This window comes from Salinarimonas soli (assembly GCF_008386575.1).
Lineage (GTDB): Bacteria > Pseudomonadota > Alphaproteobacteria > Rhizobiales > Beijerinckiaceae > Salinarimonas_A > Salinarimonas_A soli.
In genome coordinates, this window is the sequence record NZ_VUOA01000043.1 from 1 (window position 1) to 17,667 (window position 17,667).

The 17,667-nt window shown below is 60.0% G+C and carries 12 protein-coding genes and 2 pseudogenes; 5 read left to right on the plus strand and 9 right to left on the minus strand.

Annotated features, from left to right (window positions below; translation table 11 throughout):
• Nucleotides 1–331: 331 nt before the first annotated feature.
• Nucleotides 332–1,312: an acyltransferase gene (locus tag F0L46_RS22710; protein ID WP_188312099.1), complete on the plus strand. Its 981-nt coding sequence runs from the start codon at nt 332–334 to the stop codon at nt 1,310–1,312.
• Between the two features lie 274 nt (nt 1,313–1,586).
• Here F0L46_RS22710 and F0L46_RS22715 read toward each other — a convergent pair.
• The 4 genes and pseudogenes from F0L46_RS22715 to F0L46_RS22730 form a co-directional block, all read right to left on the minus strand.
• Nucleotides 1,587–1,793, minus strand: a pseudogene (locus tag F0L46_RS22715) (transposase); the annotation flags it as partial.
• A 528-nt stretch (nt 1,794–2,321) separates the two neighbouring features.
• The gene (locus F0L46_RS22720) at nt 2,322–3,755 is read right to left on the minus strand and encodes an undecaprenyl-phosphate glucose phosphotransferase (protein ID WP_149821903.1); all 1,434 of its coding nucleotides are present in this window, start codon (nt 3,753–3,755) and stop codon (nt 2,322–2,324) included.
• Between the two features lie 294 nt (nt 3,756–4,049).
• A complete protein-coding gene (locus F0L46_RS22725; RefSeq protein WP_188312100.1) occupies nt 4,050–4,598 on the minus strand; it encodes a glycosyltransferase in 549 nt (182 codons plus the stop codon).
• Nucleotides 4,595–4,987 (minus strand): glycosyltransferase family protein, encoded by a 393-nt coding sequence (locus F0L46_RS22730; RefSeq protein WP_240540120.1) that lies wholly within the window; start codon nt 4,985–4,987, stop codon nt 4,595–4,597. Before F0L46_RS22730 ends, F0L46_RS22725 begins: the two co-directional genes overlap by 4 nt.
• Before the next feature lie 734 nt (nt 4,988–5,721).
• Here F0L46_RS22730 and F0L46_RS22735 point away from each other — a divergent pair.
• A complete protein-coding gene (locus F0L46_RS22735; protein WP_149821906.1) occupies nt 5,722–6,486 on the plus strand; it encodes a metallophosphoesterase family protein in 765 nt (254 codons plus the stop codon).
• Nucleotides 6,487–6,869: 383 nt separating this feature from the next.
• On the opposite strand, the gene F0L46_RS22740 is transcribed toward F0L46_RS22735, so the two are convergent.
• From F0L46_RS22740 to F0L46_RS22755, 4 genes are all read right to left on the minus strand, one after another.
• The gene (locus tag F0L46_RS22740; RefSeq protein ID WP_149821907.1) at nt 6,870–8,528 is read right to left on the minus strand and encodes an asparagine synthase-related protein; all 1,659 of its coding nucleotides are present in this window, start codon (nt 8,526–8,528) and stop codon (nt 6,870–6,872) included.
• Between the two features lie 195 nt (nt 8,529–8,723).
• Nucleotides 8,724–9,848, minus strand: a complete 1,125-nt coding sequence (locus F0L46_RS22745) for a glycosyltransferase (RefSeq protein WP_149821908.1) — start codon at nt 9,846–9,848, stop codon at nt 8,724–8,726.
• Between the two features lie 55 nt (nt 9,849–9,903).
• Nucleotides 9,904–11,250, minus strand: coding sequence for a VpsF family polysaccharide biosynthesis protein (locus F0L46_RS22750; protein WP_276315619.1), 1,347 nt, complete (start codon nt 11,248–11,250; stop codon nt 9,904–9,906).
• 64 nt (nt 11,251–11,314) lie between these two features.
• Entirely contained in the window at nt 11,315–12,481 is a 1,167-nt protein-coding gene (locus tag F0L46_RS22755; protein ID WP_149821910.1) for an endo-1,4-beta-xylanase, read from the minus strand.
• A gap of 278 nt (nt 12,482–12,759) precedes the next feature.
• Here F0L46_RS22755 and F0L46_RS22760 point away from each other — a divergent pair.
• Nucleotides 12,760–13,170 (plus strand): annotated as a pseudogene (locus F0L46_RS22760) (IS5 family transposase); the annotation flags it as partial.
• Nucleotides 13,171–13,683: 513 nt separating this feature from the next.
• On the opposite strand, the gene F0L46_RS22765 reads toward F0L46_RS22760, so the two are convergent.
• Nucleotides 13,684–14,769: an endo-1,4-beta-xylanase gene (locus tag F0L46_RS22765; RefSeq protein WP_188312101.1), complete on the minus strand. Its 1,086-nt coding sequence runs from the start codon at nt 14,767–14,769 to the stop codon at nt 13,684–13,686.
• Nucleotides 14,770–15,412: 643 nt separating this feature from the next.
• Between F0L46_RS22765 and F0L46_RS22770 the strand changes: the two genes are divergently transcribed.
• Nucleotides 15,413–16,324 carry a WecB/TagA/CpsF family glycosyltransferase gene (locus tag F0L46_RS22770; RefSeq protein ID WP_149821912.1) on the plus strand — a complete coding sequence of 304 codons (912 nt, stop codon included), beginning with the start codon at nt 15,413–15,415 and terminating at the stop codon, nt 16,322–16,324.
• A gap of 2 nt (nt 16,325–16,326) precedes the next feature.
• Nucleotides 16,327–17,487 carry a glycosyltransferase family 4 protein gene (locus F0L46_RS22775; protein WP_149821913.1) on the plus strand — a complete coding sequence of 387 codons (1,161 nt, stop codon included), beginning with the start codon at nt 16,327–16,329 and terminating at the stop codon, nt 17,485–17,487.
• Nucleotides 17,488–17,667 lie beyond the last annotated feature (180 nt).

Genomic DNA, 17,667 nt, shown 5'->3' on the forward strand with positions numbered 1-17,667 from the left:
CATTCCGAGTCAGACTCTGAGGTGCAAATCCTGCTCGAGAGCTGGCGACGCCACTTTAACACCGTCCGCTCGCACGCGTCGCTCAGCTACCGACTGCCTGCGCAGGAGGTGCTGGTACCGCGACAACCCGTTTGGCCGCCTGCGCAACCTCGACCTCCTTCGCCAGCCATGCTAGCCGTGGCGCCAAGGCCAACCCTGAACTAGAATTTCAAGAGGACCACTCAGCGGGGCCCGTCATGTTGGAAGACGGTTGATCGGGGGTAGCACACATATGAAGTTACACACTCTCGGTCAGGCTCCTACACCCGCGGACTCAGCAATCCGAGCTCAGATGAGCCACCGTATCGTCGGGATCGATGCGTTTCGCGTTCCCGCAGTGCTCGCGGTTATCCTGATCCACTCTACCCCGACTGGGCAGACCGAGATCGGCGCTCCTCAGATCATGAACCAGATTAGTCGGTTCGCAGTTCCTTTCTTTTTTGTACTAAGTGGTTATTTCATTGGCCTGCGTGGCATCGATAGTGCTTCAAGTACATTTTATCGAGTTGCAAGACGTACTCTACCCGTTTTTATCGTATGGACATCGCTTTACGCCATAGTGGCGCCGGGCGGTATCGAGCGCACTCTCAAAGTAGGGACATTGATATACACGATTATCACCGGCGGTCCATTTGGGTATCATCTTTGGTTTCTTCCGTCGCTCATTGTCTGCACGGCAATGGCCACATGGTTAGTGACAAATTTTCGATGGTTTTATGCTATAATATTCGCTCTAATGCTATATGTCGTGGGGCTTTGCCTTAGCTCGTACAGCGGCTTATTCACCGGTTACGGTATTTGGAGTAAAGGTATATGGGTCGCACGAGCTACACCTTTAATCGGTACAATATACGTAATATCAGGTATCTACCTTGGAGTGCATGGTGCTAGGTCAGACATCCGCCTTTGGGCCGCGCTGCTCGCTAGCGGCATATCAATCCATCTTTGCGAAAGTTGGGCTCTCAGCCGGGTCGGACTCTCTCAGTTTACGGCGTCCGAGTTCCTCATCGGAACACTTGGTTCCGGTATCGGGGCATTTGGCTTTGCGGCGAACCTACAAAAAACGCGAACGCTGGAGGTTGCCGCAAAAATTGGTCGGTATGGTCTCGGCATGTACTGCGTTCATTTATTTTTTGTTAATTTTCTCTATGAGGAGCAGTTACAACAAAACTTTTGCCTGTACGCATGGAAATCAATATTGGCATTTGTCGGTTCTGCGTTGGTCGCGATACTGATTTCTCGCGTCAGAATGCTCCGCAGGTTTGTAGAATGATTCCATATCTTGCTGGTATAGGAGCAAGATTCACTGAATCACACGCCATGGACTAAAAAAATATATCAAGAAAGGATTCACGCGCTAAAACACTCGGCCTTCACCTTCCCGCTCAGCATCTATGTCGAGCCGCACTACGTCTCGGAAGTCTGACTAGGCTTTGCTGAATTGCCGTTGTGAGGGTTAAAGCATTTCCGAGTTAAGTGGGATCATGTCTTAAAGTTCTAAGTCAATTCGTACGCTCGACGAGCGCGAGTCCGTGGAGGAGCATGTCGATGGCATCCCAGAGCACGCCCTTCATTCTCGAAACAGCTTGGTGGAGCAGATTCTTCAACTTAGCAAAGTGCTGCTCGATGGGATTTAGATTGGGGTTGTAGTGTGGAAGATAGAGCAAGGTGGCCTGCGCGCGCCGAACGGTGACCTCTACCCCGACGACCTTGTGAGCCAGGAGGTTGTCCATTACCACGACATCACCTAGCTGAGTGTGAGCGAAGCTTATGATGCGCGGCCAGAAGATGAACGGATTATCAACTTTAGGATGCAACTACCGAGCGGGACGTGGTGATTTGTAATGAAGGACCGCGAGTAGGCTGGCGCCCAAAGATCGCATTCTGAGCCTATTGAGCCCATCTCCAGCCAAACGACGTGAGCACACCGGTGCCTGCGATCGACGCCGCATGTAAGATCAACACCCTCGTGGGGCCGCATCATCTCGGAAGCTTTTGAAATCAAACCCCAGGATCCTGTGGGAAGCGGTCGCGACCAGCGCGTAAGCCCACCATAGCGCGATCCCAAGCGGGGCCACCATGCCGCGGGGATCGCCTGCCAGCGCAGTGCACTAGGCGTGGCACGCTGGCAAGGCTGTCAATCTCCGTCATCACCGCGGCCCGCGGACCGTCGCCGATCTTCTAGCCTCAGTGGTACCCTCATGCCGCGTTTTAGCCGCGCTTAAGCCGCGTCATGGGACTGGAAGCCTGTTGACCGCCCGAATGCCGCGGCTATCGCCCCGTCAGTACACGTTGCGGACTTTGATCAGGCAGAGGGCAGTCCGCACCAGAATCTGCAAGTCGAGCCAGAAGCTCCAATTGGCGATATACCAAAGATCGAGTTCGATCCGACGCTCCATCAGATCAACCGTGGGCGTCTCGCCGCGGAAGCCGTTGACCTGAGCCCAGCCTGTGATTCCCGGTTTCACGTGATGGCGGAAGGCGTAGGTGCCGATCAGCCGCGTATATTGGTCGTCGTGGGCCATGGCGTGGGGACGGGGTCCAATAAGAGACATGTCGCCACGCAGGACGTTAAGAAGTTGCGGCAACTCGTCGATGCTGAGGCTGCGCAGCCAGCGGCCGACGCGAGTTACCCGGGGGTCGCCGCGCTGTGCCTGCTGCACGCTCCCGCCATCCTCCATCACGCGCATGGAGCGGAACTTGAAGATGCGGAAGGGTCGGCCGTTGAAGCCGTTGCGGTTCTGCAGAAAGAGAAACGGCCCCGGCGAGTCGAGCCTGATAGCGAGCGCCACTACGGCAAGGAGTGGCGCCATTGCGATGAGGGCCACCCCCGCTACAGCCACGTCGAGGGCGCGCTTGGCGGCGCGCTCACCCGCCGAGAGCGGCGCGCGCTGGAGTTCGAAGGTGGGGCCGAGGCCCGTCTCCTGCCGGGGGCGGCGCAGGATCTCGGCCGCCGTGGCATCGGGCAGGAGGTTCACGGGGACCGGGGTCGCGCGGAGCTCGGCGAGGAGGAGCTTCGTCATCGGCCAGTGGCTCCAGGGAAGATCGAGGAGCACCTCGTCGGCATCAGACCCGCGCAGGGCGGCCATGATGCCCTCGGCCCATTCACCGACACTCATCCCGTAGTCGAGAGTGACAGTACCCGCCAGCGTGTAGCCGTGGCGCCGAAGTCCGGCCGCCTGAGCCGAGACGTTCCCGGCGCACACAAGGACCACCTTGGGGCCCCGGATCTGGCCGCGGGCGACCGCGTTCTTGATCAGGCGGGTGAGGACGTGACGCTGCAGCGTGGCGAGCGACAAGCCGACCACGGCGAAGGACAAGACCGCCCCCCGGGAGAAGGCTCCGCTGATTTTCAGCGTGAAGCCGATGCCCAGGAGGAACAGGATGGTCCCGGCCCAGGACAGCGCGAGCGAGCCGAGCTGCCGGCGCTGCGGCACGAGGCCGTCCATGCCGTAACCCTGGCGCAGGGCGATAAGGGGGACGAGGAGCCCCGCCTGGGCCGCCGCGAAGGCCAGATAATGCTCGACGTTGCCCACGTGGCCCAGCAGCAGGAGATGGTAGCCTATCCCGGTGGCGAGGCTTGAGAGAAGGATCGCGGCCACATCCGAGGCGGCCAGAAGGTAGCCGGTCTGGCGCAGGGTGAAGGGCCAGCGCACCGAGCGCGCCGGCGAAATCTCCGGCAGACCTGCAGCGATGCTCTTCCGGCGGTGCGTCATTGTTCCTGCCCCAACTGCTACTTCGGTGCAGAAAATTTGAACCTTTTTGTCGACTTATTCAAGCAAGTCGCCGTGCCACGTTAGACAACGGTTAACCGCTGACGGTTTTGTGCCACACTGGGCCACCCATCCCGAAGCAAGACGGCCCAAGCGTAACGTCTAGGGGTCGCCCCGGACCCGCGCCAGGTCATGGCACGACACGCCTGCCGCCGTGATCTCCCACGCTGATACCTTCCCAATAAAAAAAGCCGACGCGGGTGCGTCGGCTCCAGGCGGCCCGGGACGGATCGGCGTTCATTGCTCGCCGAAACTGAACCCAAGGCGGGGCCGGCGCAGGAAGCGGCCGACGAAGCGTGGCTGTGCGGGGGGCTGGGCGATGAAGGAAGTGAGTTCGTTGATCAGCCCGTCATCCGCGTGGCTCGCGATCCGTTGCGGGACCACTGGGATGTCGGATGCATCAAGCATGCGCACGAGGTCGTCCCCGTCCTGCGCCACCGTGATAGCCGCGTGGCTCGCCATGCGACGTGACGTGGCAAGTTGATGGTCGTTCCGGTGCTCGCCCAACGCGGCACGGCGCGGCATAACGATGATCGGCTTGCCGAGCTCCAGGGCGGTCAGGATCGACCCCATGCCGGCATGGGCGACGACGAGCTCGGCCCGCTCCACATAGGCGCGGAACTCGTCGGCGGCGAGGCGGGGCCGGACGTCGATCGTGTGGGGCACGTAGGCCGACTCGCCGACCTGCGCCACGACGTCATCGCGGCCGTGGCGGCCGGCCCAGTCGTCCATGGCGCGGATCAGGCGATCGAAGGGCAGCTGAACGCCGACGGTGACGAAGATCATACCACGCTCCCCGCGAAATGCGGTCCCTCGGGGCGGGCGAGGTGCGGCCATTGCGTCAGGCACAGGTCGGCGACCTTGGTGGCCATGCGGCCCGACATGGAGAGCTCGTCCACGTTCGCGATGCTGTCGATCCACACGGTGCGGGCGCCGAGAAGGCTGCCGAGGCGCAGGGCGATGTAGCCTGGCGCGGCTCCCGTCGACACCACCACGTCCGGGCGCTCGACGAGCAAGATGCGCACCATTGCAACGAAGAGCTTCACAAGGGTGAGCTTCTCGAAGCGGTTAGCGTCGGGAACCCGGTGGAACCGCGCCCCACCCGTCGCGTTACCCTGGTCGAGGGTGCTCACGAAAACGATCTCGCAGCCGCGGAAGGCTGGCCTGAGGCGCATGAGTTGCGTCCAGTGGCCGCCGGCTGACGCCACAGCCAGAACCTTGATTTGCCTTGTCATAGGCCCCCACATCCCGTCCAAGGCGCCGGCGTGGGCCGGAACTCGACCACGCGCCGTCGCATGAAAACATCATTGCCGGTGCGGGGCATATGAGACCGCGCACAGGGGCAATAGCCACGGGCGGCGCCCAATCGTGGTGTTGGTTGTATGACCGCCCCGCCATGCCGTTATAAGAGGCGCCCTCGAGTGCGGTCCAGAGTAATTTCGGCGTATCATTCCGGATGGTTGACAGGCGTCGCGAACTGGCCACAGTCCGGGCGGGCGTTACCCTTGATTGTGTGTTCCGATCCGCCATGTCTACAGTCACGCCCCGGCCCTCGGCGGGTGGTGGGAACAGGAACGCTGAGGCCTGCATGAGCCGCTTGACTCCCGGTCTCGCCTGCACCATTGCCCTCGGCTCCGCCTCGTCGGCACACGCCACAGACCGCCCCGCGACCCGTGAGGAGGCCCGTGGAATAGCGTGCGACGAAGCGCGGCCGAAACTGTGGCTTCAGCGGAGCAGGGAGCAATTTTTGGTGGTGGCCGTGGCCCCAAGTCGCGCCCGATCTGGTCCAGCGGCCAGGGCACGGTGATGGCCCCGAACCGTTGAGGCGGTTGTCAGGAATGAATGTTAAACTCATCGAATCGTTGGAGACCGTCCGCGGGATGCGACACGCCCCGGCAGCGGTGGCGGCATGAGCCGCTGGAAGATATTTCGCCGGCGTCCCGAGCGCGTGGCCCCCCCGCCCCCCGCGCGTGTCCCGGATGGGGTCCGTGTCTACGCGGTGGGGGATATCCACGGCCGCGCCGACCTGCTCGATGCCGTCCTGTCCCGCATTGACCGCCACCGGGCAGAGAGTGGGCCAGCGCAGTGCTTCGAGGTCTTCCTTGGAGATTACATCGATCGGGGCCCCAATTCACGGGGCACGATCGAGCGACTGATCGAACGGTCCAGCGGCCGGCACTCGCGGGTTGTTACACTGTGCGGTAATCACGAAGACATGCTTCTTGAAGCTTTGCGCAACCCCGAACGGCTGAACGTCTGGGCACGCAACGGCGGGTTCGAGACGCTGATGTCCTACGGCGTAACGGTGCCGGCCCGCATCACCCCGGCCACAGCGGAGGCCGTGGTGGAGGAGGCCCGGGCCCTGCTCCCCGTGTCACACCGCCAGTTCCTGTTCGGGCTCGGGGACAGCTTCCGGTGCGGCGACTACCTTTTTGTCCACGCCGGCGTTCGCCCAGGCGTCCCCCTCGACCGGCAGTCCCGCAGCGACCTGCTGTGGATCCGTGACGAGTTCATAGAAGCCGAGGAGGATTTCGGAGCCATTGTCGTTCACGGGCACACGCCTGTGCGGGAGATTGAGTTTCGGTCAAACCGAATCAACATCGACACTGGCGCCTATATCACCAACACCCTGAACTGCTTGGTACTAGAAGGGTCGGACGCTATTGCGCTTTGAACGCCTCTCTGGGCCGTTGATCCATCGAGGACCGCGTTTGAGCCTGCAGGTATTCTGAATTTCCGAGTCAGTGCTGAGCGACCCACAGTTGGAAAAGTCACAGCCCGTGGCTGAGGCCTGCGGCGCTTCCGCCGAGGTGCCGGCCGTCGAACTTCGTCGCGTGGTCGAGGTGATAAAACGGTCGTACGAGAGGCCGCGCTCAACCCCGGGCGAGCCTCAAGGCCGAAGTGGAGCGCGGCAGAGATCGTGATCCGTTGGGCTGGCCGCGGGGTGTTCAGCCAGTCGCCTTACTATGTGTCAGTCTGGTGACAAAGTGAGCTGGGAACGTCATACGTCTGATTCACAGTTGATGTGACATAAAAATGATTCCGGCGCCAGCTGTCTCAACTATCTAGCATCTGTTCCCATGTGAGAAATTTCCCTGCTTGCGTCTGCCGAAGCCAAGCCTCAAGAGTCAGCAGCCGACTGATCTGCAGAACTCGGTTCGGTGCAGGAAGACGCGTAAAAAGTAACTGTTCGGGTGGAACGTCGATATACTCCTTCAGCAATGCCGATTTTCCATACATCAATTGAAGGAAATATGTGCGAAAGGGCTCTCGTTTCATCCACCGAAAATAGTCCATTGTCTCGTGACGCGATAACAATGGTGTACCGAACCAACCGGAGATCTGCGCTGTTCTTTTCAATGTGCGCTGTATCGCCTTCGCAATCCCATTCCTCTCGTAAGGTGACGGTGGGCGACCTGTTTTATGCCACGCGATCTCAGTGAACGGCGCGCCATAAAGCGTTCCACATGCGTCTCTATAAAGTTTTCCATCGCTCGTCATCTCCTCAGGAAGTGAGTCAACAAAAGCGATTAGATCTAAGTCGATGAGAGGGGTGAGGACAATAGAACGGTTCATCTCTAAGCGTGGTCCGAAAAACGTAAACCGACTCATGCGCAACAGGCGATTGTCATGCTCGTCAGCCTCAGGATCTAGTGTGATGCGCGACCGTCCGAGTACAACGTCGCCAAACAACCCGTCGAGAATTGCCCGGTCGGAGCGCAACAACGGTGAAAGATGCCAGATGTGAGTATGCATCATATCCATCATACCATCGGTCATCCAAATCGCCTTGTCTCGGCCGACCAGCCAGTTCGACTGTTCGACGTGAACAACGAGGTGCTCGACCTTCAGTTGGTTAGCAACGTTCGACGCTAACGTTAGCTCAGGAGACCAACGCTGCCCATAAGACAGGGCCCTCACCGGCCAGTTTTTATTACCCTCGACCGCAAGCAGGCGCGAATCCAATCCACCGCTCAAGGTCACATCCACTCTATCCAATCCTGAAGCGACTAACCGCTTACGTATCGCCTGTGTTGTAAGCCTGCTGAACTCCAGACATGCCTCCGCTGGGTCAGCGCGCACTTTAAGAGGGCGCATACTCCGTTCATAAACCTGTTGCGTGGAAACCGTTAATCTGTTCAGATCCCAGATCATCGCGCAGCGCTGGGGCAGCTGACGCACATCATGAAAATAGGTTTCGGGCGGCCTAACATAACCATGATTTACAAAGTCTTTGAGCCGCGCCGGGGAAACCGCGTCGAGCGTCGAGAGCGCCTTCGGCTCAGAGGCCCACGTGAGGTTCGGTTCGTTATAGTATATAGGTACGCCGCCCGAGGGATCACTGACGAGGAGGAGCTTTTCTTCCGATGGATCAATCACTGCTAAGGCAAAACATCCATCAAAGTTTTTTAGATGTCTCTGGATGTCTGAGATAGAATTTTCTAAATCATCAGCAAGCAATTTGATTGAATCTTCAAAATTGAGTAACGCTTCTCCCCTCAGTACAGGCACGCCGAAAATGACGGCAACCCCTTTACCACGACACTTTATTACACGACTTCCATGTTTTGGAGCGACAACGCCGCAAGACCAGTTTCGACCAGCAAATGTAATATTTTCGTTGGATCCGTCATGAGTAAGTTTTTCGGCCATGCGACGCGCGCCCGTCAACCGATTCTCGGCGGTCGCACAAATAGATCCGTAGATCCCTACCATTTGTTCTCCCCACGTTTCGTTTCGAGGCCACTCGTTGCGCCCGTCTTGTACACAGCGGAGCAACTAACGGCTGCAAACTGCAATTGTTGAACTAGCCGCGCTTATCCGGAGAGATTTAAAAATAATGAGGAAAGATCATTCTGCATCTACTTCTATATGCATGTCGCGTCAACAATGCTCCAAGTCTGTCCCAGTTCACCTACGTTGCCCGTTAAGCAAGCGATCGAAAAGCGCAAGGTAGCCTTCGGCGCATGCTGCAAGAGTGAACTCACGACCGCGTGCAGCGAGAAATGCAGGATCGTGCGGCTCGTCGAGTACGTTCGCGATCGCGCGCGCCATGCGAGCCGAATCGCCGACGGGAACAAGCGGCCCGAAGCGTCCATTGTCAAGGATCTCCGCCGGACCAAAGGGGCAGTCCGTGCTCACGACGGGCGTACCGCATGCGAGTGCCTCAGCTAACACGAGGCCAAATCCCTCAAAGCGGGATGCTAGGATTACAACGTTCGCCCGCTTGATAAAAGGTAATGGGTCATCAACGAACCCCGGCATGTCGATTTTATCAGTTATGTTCAAAGCACGCGCCTGAGCCTCGAGTTGAATCCGCGAGCGCCCCTCGCCGAGGATGAGAAGCCGCGCATCCCGCTCCTGCAAGAGTTTCGCAAATGCGGCGAGCAGTACCGCATGATCTTTCTGCGGGACGAGGCGTCCGACGGTAAGAAGAAGCGGCAGTCCATTGTCTAGCCAGGGATGTGAAACGTGCGAGGCAGCGCGGTCGTTGAAATTGTCTGCGATAGCGCCGTTATAGATGATTTCGATGCGGGAATGCTCGAGCTTAGCTATTGATGCTAAATCATCAGCAACTCCTCTCGAAACCGCTACGATTGCGTCCGCAGTGGGGGCAAACATGCGGTATAGGAAAGGCAATGTGCGAAAATTCCAGGATGGCGGATGCTGAACCAAGCCTGAGAGTGAAATGTGCTGACTTATCACTATTTGCGTCCGCGCTCCCGACAGCTTACGTGCAATGAGAGCCATGATGTTCATGTGTTCCATATTTGCGAGAAAAATCTGAGGCGGCGCCGTGCGCAGCTCGCGGACTAGCAAAGGCAGCGCTTTAAGCTGCCGCGATGCCCCAAGCACCTTCACCTCAACTCCCTCCGGGACACGATCGAGTAACTCGCCGTTCCGACGATCGAGCAGAAACGTGACTTTCAACCCAGCGGCTACAAAGAAAGGCGCAAGCCCGAGGTGGAGTCGTTCTGCACCGCCGCCCGAGAGATCTGGGAAATAAACCGTGAGAGACGGATTTTGATTGAGCATCTAACCCTCTTTAACATTATAGTCTGTCGCGAACCTGCTCAAGGTTTACGCCGGTCTACCAAGGATTACCAAGTTGTTTTGGCATGCCCTTCCCTACCGGACTGTTCACACGTCGGACTCGATGTTCACCATGTCCAAGTACCGCCAGAATTACTACCAATGAGGCCGCAAACAGAGTAGTCTTTCCTGATAAACTTACCGAAACGGCAGCATTTGCGAAGATGAATAGAATGATCAGCCATCCGGCTGGTTGCGTCATGCGCACGGCGCTTTGCGAGATCAGAAATAACGCGGGCATGAATACCGCAAATCCGATTAGTCCATACAGAAGTATGAAATTGAGGAAAAAACTTTCGATTCCGTAGGGTGTTTTGTAGCGCACCGAAAGTTCAGCTATGTATTCGGATGGCAGACCAAACACCAGATTACCGAACGGTTGGTCTTGGATGATTTGTAAGGCGATATAGCGAGTGAAGGCGCTTCCGTGATCCTGATCCCAGCGATCGAGGAATTGATCAGCCAGTCCACCAACCGCAACGAGAGAGCCGAATAGAACAATGCTCACAGGCACAATGATAATCACTGGATAGATATGTGAGGCGACACGAAAACCAGAAACAATCTTTATGAGATTGCCTGCAAGATAGATCATGGTTACTGCCGCACAGAACACAAGTGCCGCGCGGCCGCCGAAAGCAACCAAGCCGACGCTACTCCACCCGATCGTAAAAATTCGAAAGAACGGACTAGTTAGTTGTTTGGTTACTAGGCAAGCTAAGAGATACACCCCGGTGAGCGCCGCGCCAGTCAATGGATGGCCAGAAAGAGCACTCGGCCGCCAGTCGTAGAGACCCACTGTGATGCCCAGGTCAGGACGAAAGTAAATGCTTGGCAGAATGCGCCAGCCGCTCACTAGCTCGAATATTGCCAGGGCTGTATTTGCCGCCATGTAAATGTGGATAGTCGCCGACAAACCGCTGAGGTCTGCTCGTGTTGAGGCGCCGGACAAGATTATTATAAAAGCCGGGAGAAGAAAAGTATCGACAATCGGAGAGATAGGAGTTTCACAGAAAATTGCAACGTATAATAGAAATAAAGTAAATAAAATGAAATATATGAGCATACCGGCGTTTCGAATGAGAGATGATAGAATCGCTCGTCCGCCAGAACTCAGCGTCAGCAGAGCAGTGCCGGCGATGGCGCAGTATGTTCCTGGATGTATCTTTTCAAAAATACTACCTCCCGGAGTAGCGTAGTTTAATCCGATCAAGCGGAAGATTGGTGGTGGGAGAAAACATATCAGAACAGTTGTGACGAGAAGTAGACGGCCAGCGGCCGTGCTAACCGGAGCGAGGCGGACAGCGTTATTATCGGGAGTGCTGGCGGCATTTGACGGTTTCATAGCTAGAAGTATACACGCCGTGCGGCGCGTTCCTCGCGTTTTCAGAGTGGGAGACGAAGATTTGTTAACGCCTAGATCGCCGATCGGGTGCTGCACTCAAGCACGACGCCAGCGCTTCCCAGAGCGGCTTCCGTTTGTAATTTTCATCAAGGGGAAGACTACGAGCGCGGACGCCTGCAGGCCGTGCGAAACGCGGCTCATTTAGCCAAGTATAGCGGTCTGTAAGGCCCCAAGTGAGGACTCCGGTAACGGCCTTTTCGTCAAGTATCACATCAAGCACACGCTTTGCGTGTTCGGCTACTGCCTTATCCCTTGTTCCGATATCGGGATCAAGCTTAGTGTCGTTGACGTCGAACTCAGTCACTACGATGCTTAATCCCATCGAAGCAACTTCGCTAAGAAAATCGCGCAGAAGTTTCGGGTTAAACGGATTCCCCGCAGTCAAATGAGATTGGGTTCCGAAACCATCAATGAGCCCCTCTTCCCTTAATGATCGGAGCAATGGAAGCAAAGCTTTACGCCGAGCACGATCTCGGAAATTGTCGTACTCAATCCCGAAGTCGTTGTAAACTAGTTTAACATTCGGGTCAAATTCGCGAGCAGCGCGAAATGCGGCGACAACGAATGTGGCTCCAAACTCTTGGAACAACAACGAGTTACGAAAGCCGTTTGGCAAGTTGTCATAGTTTTGAATAGCCTCGTTCACGACGTCCCATTCTTCTATTCTGCCACTGTATCTTTTCAAAACGGAGCGCACATGCCGCTCGATAACTGAGATGCCTTCGCGCCTGAATGCTTCAGGCGCCCACGCCGGAAGGGCTTCGTGCCAAACCGCGGTGTGACCACGTATTTTCAGTCCATGTTCGATCGCGAAGTTCGTTACGATGTCGGTTTTAGAGAAATCGTATCTACCTCGCTCGCGCTCGATGTGCCCCCACTTGAGTTCATACTCGTGTACGACGGACGCGCACTCCTGCAAAATGGCGGAGCGGAACGACGGATCCTCCTGTAACTGACGTGAGTGAACGGCTGTACCGAAAGTGAGACCTCGGCTGGCTGCGCGTGTTTGGAGCCCGTCCTCGATGGCGTTAGCTGGGCTTACGAAATTAGATGCTGCAAACAGCAGGCCCGCTCTTAGCACATCTCGACGATTGGGGGAGATTGCTGATGGCAGGTTGTCCGCTGAACTTTCCGATATCTTTGAATAAACCGAACTGGTTGGGTCTCGCATCTTATCTCCCACTCTCGTTTGGCAGCACGTGGCGTGTTCCTCCGCTCTATAGGTGGTTAACAAGGACCGCGTCTAGGGCCTGTCCGCAGTCAAGCCGTCCCAGGGCCTCTTAGTGCCTGAGCGGGTTGTCCTCTGGGTGGGACCGGAGGTGAGCGACGCTATCGGGCAGGAAATGGGCGGTATTGGAGCCGCTGGTTGAGGCCGGTTACCCGCACTCCAAGGTGCCGCCCTCCAACCTGCGCCGGACATACGTGAAGCGCTTGGCCACCTCATCCTGAGCCTGTCGAAGGACACGTGGCGGCTTTGGAACCAAGGCCTGCGTGATCGCCGACGGCACGGGGCGGGCGGTCGCCTTCACGGTCACGCCAAGATAGAAGCACGAGCTCCGAGAGGCCATCCCGCTGCTGGACGCCTTGCCAGGCGTGCCGCCGTGGGTCGTGGCCGATCGCGTCTACTCGAGCCATGCGTTCCGCGAGCACCTCCGCCAGCGAGGCGCGAACCCAGTTATCCCAGCCAGGCGCAACGAGGGCTCGCTCGCCTGCCCGGACTGGGCCTACAACAACTGCAACATGGTCGAGCGCCTCTGGGCGAGGCTGAAGGAGTGGCGGGCGGTCGCGACCCGCTACGAGGTGACCGCCACGTCCGTCATGGGCGTCCCGTGCCTCGCCGCAGCCCTCGACTGGATAAGGCGCAAACAGGCCCTAGTCCGACTTAAGCTCGCCATACTCCTGGCGCCAATGATAGCAGGTCACCTCGGTCACTCCACTGGAGCGCACGGTCTCAACGACGCTCTCGCGCTTTGGGACCAGCACATCCACCTGGCTCAGCCTCGCACCAATCTCTTCAGGCCGCGAGATTGGGTGGATCACTTCTTGAACGCCCTCAATAGCGGTCCCACGCGCGAGGAAGCTGACATGCCCACGCCAGGTGCAGACGACATGCTCACCGAACTAGCAAAGCTTGAGCGCTAGGAGTGACGTGCCGCTTCTCGCCGCGAGGAGCTCCTGCTCCACTTGTGGGCCATGATCGAGAGTCCCACTGGATGCGAGTGACGCGCGGCATCATGTTAAGAGCCCTTAAGCCACCGTTTGAGTGTCAATCCGAAAGATCATCGGCTTCGTTCCTGTTCGGGGAACTCCAGCGAAGACTTGCAGGCCATTTAGTGGCGTTTGGAGAACGCAACCTACACCTGCTCGTCGCTCTTAACGGGCGGGGGCCGCCACGAGAGCTTGCGCGATGGCTTCACGCATGGGTTTGGGCCGATCACCGTCACCATAGGGCAGGGAGCGCGGCGGGAGGCCGTCAGGCCGGGGCAGGTAGATCGAGACGGCCGTGTACCGGTCCGAGAGGTTCCAGGTCAGGAGGTCCCGGACAGCCTTATTGTCGAGGGTGACATCGAGGTAGCGCCGGACGGCGTCCGCCGTCTTGCGGTCGCGGGTGCCGGGGTCGGCCGGGAGCTTCTGGTCCGCAACGTCGAGTTCTGTGAGGTGCAGCCTCAAGCCCAGGTCTGACGCCCGCTGCAGGAACGCGGCCCAGCCCCGCTCATCGACGTCGTCCCGGGACGCATCAAGGTGGCTCTGTACCCCGAAGGCCTGGACCGGGGCCCCGCTGCGCACCAGGCCCTCCAGGAGTTGGAGGAGCCTCGCCCGGCGGGTTTCGAAGTAGCGCCCCGCGTAGGGGCCGATCCAATCATTATAAACCAATTCAGCCCCGGGGGCGGCCTCCCGCGCGATCCAGAAAGCCTTCCCGACATAGGAGGGGCCCATAGCCTCCAGGAACACGTTGCGCCTGAGGCCGTCGGGCCGCCCGTCTTCGGGCAGGACGACCTCGTTCATGACATCCCAGGACGATACGCCCCGGCCGAAGTGGCCGCACACCAGCCGGATGTGGTCCTCGAGGACCCTCTCGGCCGAGGTCCTCGCGATTTCCTGTGGCACCCAAGCCGACAACGCCTCCTGGAAGAACAGGGTGTGGCCCCGGACGCGCATGCCGTGTGACTGGCCGAACGCCACGATCTGGTCGGCGACCGAGAAGTCGGCCTGTGCCGGCGTCGGGCGCAGCATGCCCCACTTGAAGTGGTTCTCCGCCACGATGACGTTGCACTCGCGGGCGACGAGGGCCGCGTAGGACGGGTCCGTCAGGACGTTCGTGTTGACTGCGGTCCCAAATGATAGCCCCCGGCCAGCGGCAAGTGCGTGGAGGGGTGTTGCCGACACGTCGCGTCCTAGGGCGGGGGCCGGGCCCAGGGCGGCGGCCGCGGACGCCGTGAGCACTCCGCGGCGGGTCATGCCTGTCCTCGGCCGGGTCGGTCCCTTGGGGCGTTCAGTGTCGTCTGTCATGCGTGCTCCGGGTTCCTTGGAAAAGCGGGTTAATGAGGCAACGTCCAGCGCGAGCCTGGGGCGCAGGCGTGTGAAAATGTACCAGCGCGCACGGTGAGACTGCCGTGCCCGGCCCCGAGGAAGCGAGGGGCTAGTCGCGTGAGCCCGGATCGCGGCCGGCCGGGGCTGCAATCGGCTGCCCTGGGGTTCAAGGTCGTTCAGGCGGTCACAACCCGCACAGGCCAGTAAAGTTGCGCCCTCCACCGCCTCCTGATCTGCGGATGTTCGCGCCCGTTTGGAAGAGCAGACGAGGTTTCTTCCTCAGGTTGCGCCTCGGACGTAAGTTGATCAATACTACTTGTATGGGACCGAGATGACAATGGGCGCACAATTACGGAATATAAACTCAGGTTAAGAAAATATTAACCATACTATACGCAGGGGCGCGGCCAATATTTGTGAATTCCCTGGAACCATAGGCGGCCGACCCCGTTTCTGGAGGCGAGCCTTGCCGCGCCGGCTTGGCACGACCCCACACGCAGTGGGTCCTCCATGCGCGTCCGCGCCCCGAACCAGCACGCCCCGAGGCGGGAAAATAGAAGGACTGTGGTGCATGGTCGTGCCCAACGCCCGGCGTCTCGTTCTGACTGGGGGATCCGCACTCCACCAAACAAAGGCAGAGGACCCAAGGCTGAGCCAGGTTTTCCGGCGCTTTGTCATCATCGACAGTGAGCGCGAGAAGGCCGCCCTCCTCAAGCAGCTCACGAACCCGACCCGGCCGACGGTCCTGGGCTTCCTCAACGCTCACGCCGTGAATCTTTGCTGGAGCCAACCTGCATCCCGGCAGGCCTTTGAGAAGGCGGACATCCTCCTCCGCGACGGCGCCGGCATGGCCATTCTCTGTCGCCGGCTGGGCCTCGGCCCCGGGCTCAACATGAACGGCACCGACTTCATCCCGGAGATCCTCGCCGCCCGCCCCGGCCGGCGGATTGCACTGTTTGGAAGCGAGCCGGCCCTCGTCGCGAAGGCGTCTGAAACCCTCACGGGCCGCGGGCAGGACATCGTCGGCGCCCTCGACGGCTTTCAGCCCCCGCAGCGCTACGTGGACGAGGCCCGCCGCCTCCACCCCGACATCATCGTACTCTCGCTTGGAATGCCCCGGCAGGAGCAACTCGCGGCCACCCTGCGCCAGGAATTGCCGCATCCCTGCCTGATCATCAATGCCGGGGCGCTCATCGACTTCATCGCGGGCCGGGTCCGCCGGGCGCCCCCCATCCTCCGCCGCTTGGGCTTGGAGTGGGCCTACCGCCTTCTGAATGAACCCGTGCGTCTCTTCCATCGGTACGTGATCGGCAACCCATTATTCCTTGTCCGCGTGCATCTTCTCGCCGCAGCGGCGAAGCGGGGGGATGGCCAAGCGCCGGGCCCGGCGGCCCCAAGCCCCGGGCGCTCCCCCGTCAACGGCATGCCAGCCGGGGGCAAGCGCCGTCGGAGGGCGATCGTCTCCGCGAGGGAAACGGCCTGAGCATGGCGGCCGCTCCGCAAAACGAACAATATGACGTCCTCGGGATCGTCATCGTCTCACCCGGGGGGGAGGAGGGCCGGGGCGGCATGGGCACGGTGACCCGCCTGATGGCGGAGGGGCTCCGGCGCGACCATCCCGGTCTGCCCGTGCGGGTGATCGACCCCCGGGGGCACGGCTCAGTCGCCGCGACACCCTGGCGAACGGCGCGTGGCCTGCTCGAGCTCCGGGCGGCGGCGGGGGCCGGAGCCAACATCCTGCACCTCCAGGTCTCCGAGCGGCTGAGTTTCCTGCGGAAGGGGGCCTTTGCGCTCGCGGGCCGGGCGCTCGGCATGACGGTGGTGCTCCACCACCACGGCAGTGAATTGATCCCCTTCTATCGGTCAGCGTCCCCCGGGGTCCAGAGGTGGGTCCGGCAGGTCGCCCGCACGGCTGACCTCAACCTCGCCCTGGGTGACCTCTGGGCCGATTTTCTCAGAGCCGAAGTGGAAGTCGCCCCGGAGAAGGTCGCGGTGCTCCGCAACGGCGTCCCGGACCTGGCGGAGGGCGTGACCCGCCCGCCGCGGGCGGACGCACCATTCAAGATCCTGTCTGTCGCCGAATTGTCAGAGCGCAAGGGCACGACCCAACTCCTTGAAGCGGTCGCGGCGATCGCGCGCCGCGGCGTCCCAGTGGAGGCGACACTCGCCGGCGCCGGGGCCATCGCGCAGTACGCTGCACTCGCGGAGCGGCTGAGCATCTCGGACCGCACGACGTTCACTGGCTGGGTCGACAAGGACCGCGTGAGGCAACTTTTACGCGACGCCCACGTGCTGGCCCTGCCGTCTGAACACGAGGGCCTGCCAATGGCCATCATCGAAGCGATGAGCCTGCAGGTTCCCGTGGTCGCGACCCCCGTGGGCGCCATCCCGGAGGTGTTCACGGACGGCCTCGACTGCCTCCTCGTCCCGCCGCGGGACAGTGACCAACTCGGCCACGCCCTCGAGAGGATCTTTCGCGATCCGGCGGAGGCCCGGGCGATCGCGGCTAGGGGACGTGAGACTTACGAGGCAAATTTCAAGGTCGAGGCCTTCTACGCCAATCTGTGGGCCTTCTACCAGCGCGCCCTCAGTTCCCGCCGCGCACCAGGGGCGTCGCAAGCCGCGCGCGTCGCTCCCGAGATCTAGGCACGCGCCCCTCCCGAGCGCGGCCCGCGTTGCCGGATCGCGCCGGCAGGGCAGCCGCACCAAAGCCGGCGGTGCCCAGTGACCGCCAGCCGCCGTTTCCCACTCAACCCGTTCTTAAGGCCGCGCTGCCACGTTGCGGGATGCCGCTCGCGACAACAAGGCAAGGCATCTGTGACCGAG